At 71.7% G+C, this 14,237-nt stretch carries 2 protein-coding genes; both read right to left on the minus strand.

Annotated elements, in window-relative coordinates:
* Nucleotides 1-45: 45 nt before the first annotated feature.
* Nucleotides 46-13,452, minus strand: a complete 13,407-nt coding sequence (locus ACWEQQ_RS11595; protein ID WP_452348156.1) for an amino acid adenylation domain-containing protein — start codon at nucleotides 13,450-13,452, stop codon at nucleotides 46-48.
* Nucleotides 13,453-13,461: 9 nt separating this feature from the next.
* Nucleotides 13,462-14,172, minus strand: coding sequence for a DUF6875 domain-containing protein (locus tag ACWEQQ_RS11600; RefSeq protein ID WP_452348157.1), 711 nt, complete (start codon nucleotides 14,170-14,172; stop codon nucleotides 13,462-13,464).
* Between the last annotated feature and the right edge of the window lie 65 nt (nucleotides 14,173-14,237).

The raw sequence follows: 14,237 nt of genomic DNA on the forward strand, positions 1-14,237 counted from the left end.
CATTCTTCCCCAGCGGCGGCGCGAGATCGCGCGCTTTGTGCGGCATCACCGCCGCAGGTAGGTGTCCACGAGGGGTCCGATGACGGCCAGCGCCTCGGCGGTGATCATCTCGTTGTGGCCGTGCGGGAGCGGCCGGTCCTCGATGCTGCCGCCGATGTAGGGCCGCCAGGTGGTGACGTTCGGTTCGGGGTCCGGGTTGTGGGCGGCGGTGAAGAAGAGCAGGTCGCCGTCGAAGACCTCGTGCTCGTGGGCCGCGATCTGGCGCAGCAGGTGTTGCAGATCGCTGTAGAAGTTCTCCAGATCGGTTGCGGTGAAGGTGATTCCGGACGCGGCCAGCAGATCCGCCGCCTGGGCGGGCGTGAGGTGCTCGAGCTCCGGCGGGATGTCGATCCCACCGAATTCGGCCAGCAGCATCGACAGCGGCGGGAGGGCGCTGTCGTCGGGCACCGCGACGTCGGCGCGCGCGTCGATCATGACCAGGGACGGCACCTCCGCACCGCGGCGGCGCAACTCGACGGCCATGGCGTGCGCCAGCGGTCCGCCCGCCGAGTACCCGAGCAGGTGGTACGGGCCCTCGGGCTGGACGTGGAGGATCTCCTCGACGTACCGCACGGCCAGTTCGCGCACGGTGCGGTCGGCGGTGCCGCCGTCGGTGACGCCCGGCGACTGGATGCCGTAGATGGGGCGGTCACCGTCGATGTACTGCACCAGTCCGCCGTAGCACCAGGCCAGTCCGATGGCCGGGTGCACGCAGAACAGGGCCGGCGCGTCGCCCTGCGGGCGCATGGGCAGCAGCACCCGCATGGACGCCTCCACCCCCGGCTGGTCGGCGGCCGCGACCAGGCGCTCCGCCAGCGCGGCGGGCGTCGGGTCGAGGAACATCCACTGCAGGGGCATGGGGATGCCGCTGTGTTCGCGCACCAGGGTGACCAGGCGGACGGCGCCCATGGAGTTGCCGCCGATATCGAAGAAGTTGTCGTCCACGCCGATTCGCGGGGATTCCAGCACGCTCTCGAAGGCGTCGACGAGCGTGCGTTCGGCGTCGGTCCGCGGGGCGCGGTAGGCCCGGCGGGCAGGGGCGGGCTGCGGATTCACCACGACGGTGGCTTCGTCGTGGGGATGCGCGGTGAGCGCGGGCAGCGGGGTGCCCCCGGCGGGCGTCACGACAAGTGTGCCGATCGCCGCCGCCGGGGCACCGGTTGCCGCGTCCAGCAGCGCGAGGAAGCCGTCCACCATGGTGGCGGCGGTGCCGCGGTCGAACAGGTCGGTGGTGAAGGTGAGGGACGCGGTGATGCCCGCCGGTTCCCCGGCCGCCCCGAACTGTTCGGCCAGCATCCATTCCAGATCGAACTTGGAACCGGGCGCGGGCGCTTCCAGGGGTCGAATCTCCAAGCCGGGCAGCGTGGTTGCCTCGGTCTGCAGGTTCTGGAAGGCGAGCAGCACCTGGAACAGCGGGTGGTGCGCGGTGGAGCGGGCCGGCGCCAGCGCCTCCACCAGCCGCTCGAACGGCAGGTCCATATTGCCGTAGACGGCCAGGTCGGCCTGCCGCACGGCGTCGAGGGTGTCGGCGAAACCGGCGGCGGGATCGAGCTGCGAGCGCAGCACCACGGTATTGACGAACATGCCGACCAGGTCGTCGAATTCGCCGTCACCGCGGCCCGCGACCACCGAGCCGATGGCGATGTCGGTGTGGCCGGACAGCCGCCCCAGCAGGACGGCCAGCGCGGTGTGCACCACCATGAACGGGCTGGCGCCGTGGCGGCGGGCGAGTACCTGGATGCGGTCGTGAACCGGTGCGGGAATGGTGAATTCGATGCGGTCGCCGGACCCGGAGGGAGCCTCCGGGCGCGGGCGGTCGGCTGGCAGCGCGTGGACCTCGGGCATACCGGCCAGGGTGGTGCGCCAGAACTCCAGCTGACGGCCGGCCAGGCTGTCGGGATCGCGGTCGGAGCCGAGCAGTTCGTGCTGCCACAGCGCGTAGTCGGCGTATTGCAGCGGGAGCGGAATCCACTCGGGCGCCACCCCGGTCGAGCAAGCGACGAAGGCGTACATGACATCCCGGGCCAGCGGGGCCATGGACCAGCCGTCCGCCGCGATGTGGTGCACGGCCATGGCCAGCACCGTGCGGTCCGGTGCGACGCGGAGCACGCAGACCCGCAGCGGCGTCTCGCGGGTGATGTCGAAGCCGCGGGACAGCTGGGCGATCAGCGCCGCCGCGATGTCCGCCTCCGCCACCTCGAGTTCGGTGATCGGCAGCGAACCCGCTGTCGCGGGCAGGATCTGCTGGTACGGACGCCCGTCCGGCCCCACCGGGTAGATGGTGCGCAGTGTCTCGTGCCGGGCGATGACATCGTCGAGCGCCTCATGCAGCACCGAAATATCCAGTGCACCAGTGATTTCGAAGGCGCCGGGGATGTTGTAGAGCGGCGAGGCGGGGTCGTAGCGGTTGAGGAACCACATGCGCTGCTGTGCCGCCGACAACGGGACGCGCTCCGGGCGCGGGCGCGGTCCCGGGCGCGGACGATCCGACGCGCCACCGGAGGCGACCAGCGCCGCCAGCTCGGCCACCGTCGGGGCGTCGAACAGGGCGCGCACCGGGACGGCCGTGTCGAGCGCCGCTCCGAGCCGCGCTACCACCCGGGTGGCGATGAGCGAATTGCCGCCGAGGGCGAAGAAATCGTCGTCACGCCAGACCTGGTCGACGCCGAGGACCTCGGCGAAGGCCGCCGCCACCGCGGTTTCGACGGACCCCTCGGGCGGTCGCTGCTCCCCTGCCACCAGCTGCGGTGCGGGCAGGGCATCGAGGTCCAGTTTGCCGTTGGCGGTGCGCGGCAGGTCGGGCAGCACCGTGATGGCGGCCGGCACCATGTAGGACGGGAGTCGTTGCGCGGCCGCCTTCTTCAGAGCCGGCGGTTCGGGTTGCGTGCCGTCCGCGGCGACCACGTAGGCGGCGAGCATGCCGCCGCGCCCGTCGTCGCGGACCACCGCGACCGCGCGCGCGACCGTGGGCTCCGCGGTCAGCGCCGCCTCGACATCGCCCAGCTCGATGCGCAGGCCGCGCAGTTTGACCTGGGTGTCGGTGCGGCCCAGGTATTCCAGGTTCCCGTCGCGTCGCCGCACCAGGTCGCCGGTGCGGTACATGCGCCGGCCGACCGGGCCGTGCGGGTCGGCCACGAATCGGGCGGCGGTCAGGTCATAGCGGTCGAAATAGCCTCGCGCCAGGCCGATTCCGGCGAGGTACAGTTCGCCGACCACGCCGTCCGGAACCGGGCGCAGCCGGTCGTCGAGGACGAGGGCTCGCATGCCGGGCGCGGCCCGGCCGATGGTGATCGGCGCACCGGGATGCACGGGCGCGCCGGCGGCCGTCACCGTGGCCTCGGTCGGCCCGTAGTCGTTGAAGTGGTTGCGGCCCTCGGCCGCCCACGCGGCCACCAGCTCCGGCGGGCAGGGTTCGCCGCCGGTGACGATCAGGCGCAGATCGTCCAGGCCGGACGGATCCACGGTCGACAGCGCCGAGGGTGTGAGTGCGATGTGTGAAACCCGTTCGCGTGACAGCAGTTCGCCCAGCTCGGGTCCGGCGAAGACGGTGGGGGGCGCGATCACCAGAGTGGCGGCCGCGCCCACCGCCATCAGCAGTTCCACGACAGAGGCGTCGAAACTCGGTGACGCCACGTGCAAGACCCGGGAATCCGAGGTGAGTGCGTCCCGGTCCCGCTGCGCGGCAGCGAGATTCGCCAGACCCGCGTGGGAGACCACAACCCCCTTGGGTGCGCCCGTCGATCCCGAGGTGAAGATGACGTACGCCGGATGGGCTGTGTTCCTGCTGATTTCATGAACCGCGACCGGATACTCCTCCGCGTCGCGGTCGTCCAGGCACCACCATTCCACCGTGCCCGGAAGTCGGTCCCACTGCGAGCGCACGGTGAGACCGAGACATACCCCCGAAACGTCGATGATCCGGGCGATCCGATCCGGCGGATAGGCCGGATCCACCGGGACGAAGGCCGCCCCGGCCCGCGCGACGGCCCAGACCGCCAACACCGATTCGATGGACCGCGGAATGCCCACGGCCACCAGTGTTTCCGGTCCGGCACCGGCCGCGATCAGCCGCCGCGCCAGCTGCCCGGCCCGGGCGTCGAGCTCACGGTAGGTGAGCCGGCGGTCCCCGCAGATGACGGCGAGGCCGTCCGGATTCGCCGCGACCGCGTCGGCCATGAGGTCGGCCAGCAGGCGCGGGGACGCGACGGGTTCGGCGTCCGCGTGCAGCCGCTCGTGTTCCGCCGCGGTGAGCAGGTCGAGATCGCCGACCGGGCGGGCGGGTTCGGCCGTGATCTCGGCCAGCACACGCACCAGCCGGCCGGTGAAGTCCGCCATGGTCGGCGCATCGAAGAGGTCGGTGGCGTAGCAGCACCGCAGTTCCATGCCGTCGGCGTCGCCGATGACCGTGAGACTCAGGTCGAAACGGCTGTTCGTCTGCGGCAATTCGAGCGGGGACACGGTCAGCCCGGGCAGCTGGAGCTCCGGCATCGCCAGGTTCTGGAACACCAGCATGACCTGGACGAGCGGGTGCCGCGACTCCGACCGGGCCGGGGCCAGCACCTCCACGAGCCGCTCGAACGGCACGTCCGCGTGTTCGAAGGCGGCGAGATCGGTGTCCCGCACCCGATCGAGCAGCTCGGCGAAACCCTCCTCCGGGCGAATGCCGGTGCGCAGCACCAGCGTGTTCACGAACATGCCGACCAGGTCGTCGAGTTCGCGCACGCCACGCCCCGCGACCGGGGTGCCGACCACCACGTCCGCGGTGCCGCTGAGGCGGGACAGCAGCACGGCCAGAGCGGCGTGCACCACCATGAACGGGGTCGCCCGATGCGCGCGGGCGCAGCGGTCGATCGCGGCGGTCAGATCCCGGTCCACGCGGGCGGCGCATTCGGCCGCCCGATGCGAGGCGCGGGCCGGACGCGGCCGATCCGTCGGCAGCTCCAGGTGATCCGGCACCCCGGCGAGGGTGTCCGACCAGTACCCGAGCTGCCGGGCGGCCAGCGAGTCCGCGTCCGCCTCGGCGCCGAGCCGATCCCGCTGCCACAGTGTGTAATCCGTGTACTGGACCGGCAGCGGCTCCCACGCCGGCGCCTGCCCGGCGGCCCGCACCGCATAGGCGGCGGCCACATCGCGGGTCAGCGGGGCCATCGAGAAACCGTCCGTCGCAATGTGATGCGCGACCAGCACGACCACGTGCTCTTCGAACCGGCCGTCCATCGTGGCGCGCGGGCCATAACTCCGTGCGGCCGAGCTGATTTCGCGGTCGTCGACGACGAAGACCCGGACCCGGAGCGGGACCGCCGCGGTGACGTCGAACCCGCGGCCGATGGTGTCCGCGACGACCTCGGGTAGCCGGTCGAGGGACACCGGCACCGGGTCCAGGTCGAGCGGGACGTCCTCGGCGGGGAGCACCCGCTGCATGCCGACGCCGTCGACATCGGGGTAGACCGTGCGCAATGTCTCGTGGCGGGCCAGCACATCCCGCAGCGCGGTACGCAGGGCGTCCTGGTCCAGGTGGCCCGAAAGACGCAGCGCCACCGGCACGTTGTAGGCCGGGGAGGCGGGGTCGTAGCGGTTGACGAACCACATGCGCTGCTGGGCCGGGGAGTGCGGGACCAGGTCGGGACGCTCGGTCCGAGTGAGAGCGGGTGCGGCGGTGCCGATCTCGGCGGCCGACAGCCGCACGGCGAGGTCGGCGACCACCGGAGCCTCGAAGAGCAGACGGACCGGAACGGTGCGGCCCAGGTGCGCGGTGAGACGGGCGGCGACGCGGGTCGCGATGAGCGAATCGCCGCCGAGCGCGAAGAAGTCGTCGCGGGCACCGACGCGATCCAGCCCCAGTACCTCGGCGTAGGTCTCGGCGATGGCCACCTCGGCACCGGCCGGAATGACGTATTCGGCCTGTACCAGCTGGGGTTCGGGCAGGGCACGCAGGTCCACCTTGCCGCTCGCCGTCAGCGGCAGCTCCGGCAGCACCTGCAGGCCGGCGGGCATCAGGTAGCGCGGCAGCCGGCCGGAAGCCCAGGCCAGTAGCTCCGGCACCGAAGCCGGATCCGACAGTGCGACATACGAGCACAGCGTCATCGCGCCGGCGGGATTGCGCCGGGCGACGGTCACCGCCGCCTCGATGCCCGGATGCGTCAGCAGGACGGCGTCGACCTCACCCGGCTCCACCCGGATGCCGCGGATCTTCACCTGGAAGTCGCTGCGACCGGCGTACTCGAAACCGTCCGCGGTGCAGCGCATCAGATCGCCGGTACGGTACATGCGCTGCCCGGCGGTGAACGGGTCGGCGACGAACCGGCTCGCGGAAAGCGCTGCGCGACCGGCATAGCCGCGCGCCAGCCCCGCACCGCGCACATACAGTTCGCCGACCGCGCCCAGCGGTACCGGGCGCAGCCAGGCGTCCAGCACGAGCAGGGTCGTCCCCGGCACCGGGTCGCCGAGCAGGGTCGAGGTACCGGCCGTCATCGGGTCGCCGAAGCTCGCGGCGATCGTGGTCTCCGCCGGGCCATAGGAATTCACGAACGCGCGACCCTGGCCCAGGCGTGTCACCAGCGCGGGCGGGCAGGGTTCGCCACCCATGACGACCGTCCGCACACCGTGCAGGTCCGCGGCATCGAGGGTCGCGAGCACGCTCGGCGTACAGGTCAGGTGGGTGGCAGCGCCTGCGCGGACGGCGGCCGCCAGCTCCGCACCCGCACTCGCCTCCGGCGGTGCGACGACCAGCGTCGCGCCGGCGGCGAACGCGGACATCCACACCAGCATGGCCGCGTCGAAAGCCGGGTTGAGGCAGTGCATCACGCGCGAATCGCGATCGATGCCACCGCGTTCCGCCATGGCCGCCGCCATATTGGCCAGCCCGGTGTGCGAGACCACGACACCCTTCGGCGTGCCCGTGGACCCCGAGGTGAACACCACGTAGGCCGCATGCTCCGGGCGCAGGGGCGCGAGCCGGTCGGCATCGGTGACCGGCTCGGCGGACATCGCCGCGCGCTCGGCGACCAACGCGTCGCTGTCCAGCCGCAGCCATGCCACGTCGCCGGGCAGATCCGTCACCTGATCCGAGGTGATCCCCAGCACCGCACCGCATTCCGAGGCGATGGCGCTCGTCCGCGCCGCCGGCTGCGTGACATCCACCGGCACGAACGCCGCCCCGGTCTTCGCCACGGCCCATACCGCGACCATCGACATCACCGATCGCGGCAGAGCCACCAGCACCGCCCGCTCGGGCCCGGCACCGGCTTCGATCAGCCTACGGGCCAACCGATTCGACACGGCCGCCAGCTCGGCGTAGGTCAGCTCGGCAGCGCGGTCGGCCGGTGAGGCGGCGCTGACGATCGCCGGTGTGCCCGGGTATCCGTTGGCGGACAGGAGATCCGGGAGGAGCTGTACCTCACGGGACTCGGCCCCGGGCCGGATCGCGACCAGCGCATCGGGGTCCGTGCCGCGCAGCCCGGCGGCGCGGCGGCGCGAGTCGCCGGTGAGGTCGGTCAGCAGGCGGGACAGCGCCGCTGCCAGCGCATCAGCCTCGGAGGCACCGAAATAGTGTGGGGAGCGGGTCAGTTCGAGGCGAAGGCCGTTGTTGGCGTAGGCGGCCAGCGAGAGGGGGTAGTGGGTGCCGTCCTGGGCGCGCAGGGACGTGACGGTGAGATCGGCCTGGCGGGTTGCGGCGGTGAGGGTCGCGGCGTCCACCGGGTAGGACTCGAAGACGGTGGCGGTGTCGAAGAGCGGGCCCAGGCCGGTGGCGGCCTGGATCTCGTCGAGGCCCAGGTGCTGGTGGTCGGCGAGGGCGGCCTGCTCGCGCTGCACGCGGGTGAGCAGGTCGGCGATCGATTCGGCCGGGTCCAGAGCAATGCGGACCGGGACGGTGTTGACCAGCATGCCGACCATGCGCTCGGCGCCGGCCAGTTCCGGCGGGCGGCCGGACACCGTGGCGCCGAAGACGATGTCGGAGCCGCCGGTCTGCTCGGCCAGCAGCAGCGCCCAGGCCACCTGCACGAGGGTGTTGACGGTGACCTGGCAGGCCGCGGCCGTGCGGCGCAGGGCGTCCGGCAGACCCTCGGGCAGGGGCACCTCGTGGGCGACCGGGGCGGTCGCGGCGTCGGCGCGCGGCGCGGTCGGGGCGATCAGGGTCGGGCCGTCGAGGCCGGACAGGGACCGCGCCCAGGCTTCCCGGGCCAGGTTGTCGTCGCGGGCGGCCAGCCACTCCAGGTGCGTGCGGAAGGGGGCCGGGGTCGCGAATCCGGTATCGTCGCCGGAGGTTTCGTAGAGGGCGATGAGTTCCGCGAACAGCATCGGCATGGACCAGCCGTCGAGGATCAGGTGGTGGTTGGTGATGACCAGCCGGAAGCGCCGCTCCCCCGCCGCGATGCACAGGAATCGGATCAGGGGCGGGTGGTCGACCGAGAACGGCTCACGCAGTTCGGCCGCCGCGATCTCGTCGAGCTCCGCCGGCGTGGCGCCGACCGCCTCCCGATAGGCGCACGGCACCGCGACCTCGGCCGGAATCACCTGCACCGCATAGATATCCGAGGCCAGGAAGCCGGCGCGCAGCACATCGTGCCGGCGGACCAGCGCCTCGGCGGCCGCCGTCAGCCGGTCGCGATCGAGGTCGGCCTCGACATCGATGATCGCCTGCACCGAGTAGCCGTCCGGGCCGCCCGCGGCCAGTTGTGCCTGGAACAGCAGGCCGCGCTGCAGCGGCGTCAGCGGCCAGGCATCGGCCAGACGGCCGAAAGCCCGCTCCCACGACTCGATCTCCGGCTGCGCGACGGTCAGCAGCGGCAGATCGGCGGGGGTGAGGCCACCGGCGTCGGGCCGCCGCACCAGCTCGGCGATCTCACCGACGGCCGAAAGCCATTCCCGCGCGATCGCTTCCACGTCCCCGGCCGCGATCGCGTGGCCGGCGAACTGCCACACCGCCCGGATCCGCGGCCCGCTTCCCGACTCCAGCGTGACCGCGTCCACCGAGATGACCGCTGCCAGCGGCATATCCGGATCCGCGTGCCCGCCCAGCCGATCCCCCATCGCGACCGGCAGCCAATCGCCCGCGGCGAGCTCGGGAATCTGCCCGAGGTAGTTGAATCCGATCTGTGGATCCGGCAGTGCCGCAAGTTCCGGGGCCGTCCGTGTGTTCAGGTAGCGCAGCAGCCCGTAGCCGAAGCCGCCGCGCGGCACGGCCCGCAGCTGTTCCTTGACCGTCTTCAACGCGCAGTCCACGTCGACCGCACCCGAATCTCCATCCACGGCAACGGGTCCCAGCCGCACCGGCACCTGCGTGGTGAACCAGCCGACCGTCCGCGAGAGGTCCGCCCCCGGCACCGCGGCCTCGTCGCGGCCGTGCCGCTCGACCGTGACCACCGTGCCGGCGGCCACCGCCTCTTGCCCGTCCAGCCAGCGCGCCAGGGCCAGCGCCAGCGCCGCCAGCAGCGCGTCCTCGACGCCGCAGCGGTAGGTGCCCGCGAGCCGGGCGATGAGCGCCGCCGACACCTCGCCCGGCACCTCGATATCGATCCGCCGGGCGGTCCGATGGGTGTCCACCGCCACGTCCAGCCGGCGCCGCCCGATCAGGGCATCCGGGGCCAGCACGTCCCGCCAGTACCCGAGTTCGCTGACCGGCCAGGGTGATTCGACGGCGGCCGAGTCATCGGCCGGCACGCTCGGGATGTCCGGTGACGCCAGCGCCTCCAGCGCATACGCCCAGGTGCGCATCGAGGTCCCGGTCTCCCGCAGCTCGGGTTTCGTCCCCGCCGCGGCCTGCGTCCAGGCGGACATCAAGTCGGGCAGCAGAATTCGCCATGAGACCGCATCACAGGCCAGGTGGTGCACCGCGATCGCCAACCGGCCCGGCCGCGCCGGTCCGGCGTCCAGCCAGTTCAGTGCGATCATCACGCCCACACGCGGATCCAACCGACCGGCGGCATCCGTCAGCGCTCGGTCGACCGCCGCCCCGGACACATCGGCCGCCGTCCACTCGAAGTGTGTCAGCAGCGTCGCCGCCTCGGTGTCATCGGCCGGCGGAACGTCCAAGCGGAGCCCGTCGTCGGTGTCGACCAGGCGGGCGCGCAGCACATCGTGGCGGTCGAGCAGCGCCTGTACCGCGCGCAGCAGCACCGGGAGTTCGACCCCGGCCGGCACCTGGACCACCATCGACTGGGCGAAATGCCGCCAGCCGGGACGGTCGAGCAGCCAGGCCGCGATCGGCGTCAGCGGCAGGCGGCCGACGCCACCGCCCGCCAGTTCGGGCAGCCGCTGCGGACGGTCCTCCAGCCGGGTGACCACGGCCGCCAGGGCGGCCGGGGTGCGGTGCTCGAAAACCTCACGGGCGGAGAAGACCAGGCCCGCGGCGCGAGCGCGCGACACCAGCGTGATCGCCATGATCGAATCGCCGCCCAGGGCGAAGAACGAGGTGTCCGGACCGGCCTCGGTCCCGAGAACCTCCGCGAACAGGCTGCAGAGCAAGCGTTCGGTGGCGGTGGCGGGCGCGCGCCCGGATATCGATTGCGCGACCACGGGTTCCGGCAGCGCCCGGCGATCCACCTTGCCATTGGCGGTGAGCGGCAACGCGCCCAGCACCGTGACGGTCGCGGGCACCATGTACGGCGGCAGGCGGTGGGTGGCGTGGTCGAGCAGCTCGGGCTCGGTGATCACCTGACCGGCGTGCGGAACCACATACGCGGCCAACACGGTGCCGCCGCCGGGACCGGGCCGCGCCACCGTGACCGCGATCTCCACCGACGAGTGCGCGTTGAGCACGGCGTCGATCTCACCCAGCTCGATCCGCATACCGCGCAGCTTCACCTGGAAGTCGCTGCGACCCACGTACTCGAGCACGCCGCTCTCGGTCCAGCGCACCAGATCTCCGGTGCGGTACATGCGGGCCCCGGCCGGACCCGAGAGGGCGGGCACGAAGCTCTCGGCGGTCAGCCCGGGACGGCCGACGTACCCGCGCGCCACCCCGGGCCCGGTCACGTACAGCTCCCCGGCCGCCCCGATCGGCACCGGCCGCAGCCAGCGATCCAGCACCAGCATCCCGGCGCCCGGAATGGGGTCGCCGAGCCCGGCATTCACGCCCGGCACCAGCCCCCGGGTGTAGGTGACGGCCACCGTGGTCTCGCTGGGACCGTACGAATTCAGCAGCTCCCGCCCGATCCCGAAGCGCGCCACGATATCCGGCGGCGTCGGCTCCCCGCCCGACGACACCGCGCGCACCCCGTCGAGCGCGTCCGGCTCCAGCGTGGACAGCACCGCGGGCGTCGAACAGACCTGAGTGATGCCGAAGTCCCGGACCAGTCCGGCCAATTCGGCGCCCACCACCGGATCCGATTCGGCCACCACCAGGGTCGTGCCCGACGCGAACGCCATCAGCCATTCCAGCACCGACGCATCGAAACTCGGGTTCAGGCACTGCAGGACCCGCGCACCCGGCGCGACCCGGTACGCCGCCACGATCGCCGCGGCCAGTCCGGCCAATCCGGCGTGGGGCACCGCCACACCCTTGGGCACCCCGGTCGATCCGGAGGTGAACACCACGTACGCCGGATTGCCGGCCCGCGGCCGCCCCCGCACCTCCTCCGGGGTGAGCGGCGGATCGGCCGGCGCCACGTCCTCGTCGAGCAGGTCGTCGAGGGTGATCCAGTGGACCGAATCCGGCAGCGCGGCAGTCGATTCCGCGAGGGTCAGGCCGATCGTCGCGCCCGCGTCCGCGGCAATGCGCGCCATGCGGTCGGCGGGCAGCGCGGTACCCAGCGGCACGAACGCCGCGCCGGTCTTGGCCACCGCCCACAGCGCGACCATCGCCTCGATCGAACGGGGAAGTGCCAGCAGCACGGTCGATTCCGGTCCGACGGCCGCGGCCTCCGATATCCCGGAACCGGATTCGGCAGCTGTCGCCCGCACGATCCGGCGCGCCAGCCGATTCGACAGCGCGTCCAACTCGCCGTAGGTCAGCCGCCGGTCGCGGCCCATGACGGCGACCGTCTCGGGTCCAACGCGGCGCAGGCCGTCCGCCAGGATCTCCGGCAGCAGCCGCGGCCGCGGCGCCGCCGGCCCGTGCGCGCCCAAAAGCACCGGCTGCTCGTCCGGCACCGTGTAATCCAGTGCCGCGACCGGTGTTCCGGCCCCCGCCTCCAGCAGCGAATCCAGCACGGCGAGGAATCGCCGGTGATGCCGGTTCAGCGAATCCGCGTCGTACAGGCGCGGATTCGCGGCGAAGTCGACATGGATCGGCGCGCCCGCACCGTGCTGGTAGAAGTTGACGAACAGGTCCTCGATCGGGCCCGAGGTGACCACGTGCAGGCTCGACTCCAGGCCCTCGAAGTCGATCCCGGCCGGGAACATCATGATGTTGATGACCGGCCCGGTCATGCCGCGCCCGAACTCGTCCTGGTCGCCCTCGTCCCGCATGTCCTCGTGGCGGAAGCGCTGATGCCGCAAGGCCCCCGACGCCGCCACCCGCACGGCATCCAGGACCTCCCCGACCCGTCCCGCGCGCGGCACCGGCACCCGCAGCGGCACCACATTGGCGATCATGCCGCCGGAACGCCGCAGCACCGCGGTGGTGCGGCCGGACACGGGCAGGCTCAGGACCACGTCCTCGGTGGCCGTGAGCCGGGCGTAGTACAGCGCGACCGCGGCCATCACCACGCCCGCCGCACTGGTGTCGAAACGGCGGGCCGCGCTCGCCAGCCGCTCGGCCGTCCGCGCCCCCAGCTGGGCGCGCGCCTCGCGGGCCAGCGCGCTCGCGGGCGCGGTGGCCCCGACCAGGCTGCACCGGTCGGGCATGCCCGCGGTGACCTCGCGCCAGTAGCGCTCGTCGGTGGCGTACCGGCTCGATTCCCGGTACGCCATCTCCGACTCGTGCACGTCCAGCAGCGAGGCCGCGGTGCCGGGAGGCGCCGTTTGCCCGCGCACCGCGGCGTTGTACAGCTCGGCGACCCGATACAGCATGGTCATCGAGCCGAATCCATCGATGAGAAGGTGGTGTGCTCTGGTGTACCACAGGTGATGGGACTCGCCGACCCGGATCACGGTGGAAATCCCGGCCTGTGCACCGAACAGCTCGATCGGCGCCGCCACATCCGCGCGCATCCACTCCAACGCGTCCGCAACCGGGTCCGGTCGGTCCTGGAAGTCCAGGAAGCCGACCGTGGCGTCCAGTTCGGTATCGACCACCTGATACGGCCGATCCTCGATCTCGACGAATCGCAGGACACCGGAACCGAATTCCCGCGCTGCCTGTGCGCCCACGAGCCGCAGCACCGCGATATCCAGCGGTCCGTGCATCTCGATGTACTGGGCCTCCGACAGCGGTACCGCCGGATCCAGTTGCTGCGCATAGAACATCCCCAGCTGAGCCGGGGAGAGCGGGAAGACGGTGGCGGTGCGATCCGCCGCGATCTCACGCGTCATAAGAACTACCTAACTGCCGGCCGAGCAGGATGCGTCGTCGTCGGCGCCCAACTCGTAGGCGGGCACCAAGGCGGGATGAGATGTCAAGCGCTCCACCATGACCGAGCGCACGTGCGCGGGCAGCCCCGGCGCGAACTTGCGCACGAAGGCGTCGGCCCACTCCGGCCTGTCGAGCAGGAACGGAAAATCGGTCGTCATCATGCTGCGCACCACCAACATCGGCATCGGTGCGTCCAACGGCCGAAAATCCTTGTTCCACAGGCCCGCTTGGTCACAGCCCGGATAGAATTGCCCGAGCATGATGCCGCGTTCCACGAATTTGGTCTTGAATTCATCGTGGATCTCATCGATCAGCGAACAATCCGTCAAATTCGGGAATACGGTGATCAATGCGCGCAGCACGGAGGTGGAACTGCCGTTCCCCGTGGGCAGTCCGGAATAGACCTCCAGCGCGTCACGGATGATCGCGCGCACCGACGTCGGCCGCGGCTCCACCGCTGGAACCTGCGCCAGCCACATCAGGTCTCGCCGCATGGCCGGTCGGACATACGGGCAGACCGGCCCGTCGCGGCCCAGTTCGTCACTGGGTCGGGTCAGATAGGACTCGGCCCATGATCGAAATGCCGCCACCGTGGATCGGGCGGCAGGGCACGATGATCCGGTGTCCCCCAATGAGACCCATTGCAGCCCCGAGCGGGGGCCGATAACACGCTCGCTCATGACTCACCTCGGATGATCGAGCTACGGCAGAGATGCGCCGTTGCCCACATCCTTAAATAGTGCTC

This window comes from Nocardia sp. NPDC004123 (genome assembly GCF_053603795.1).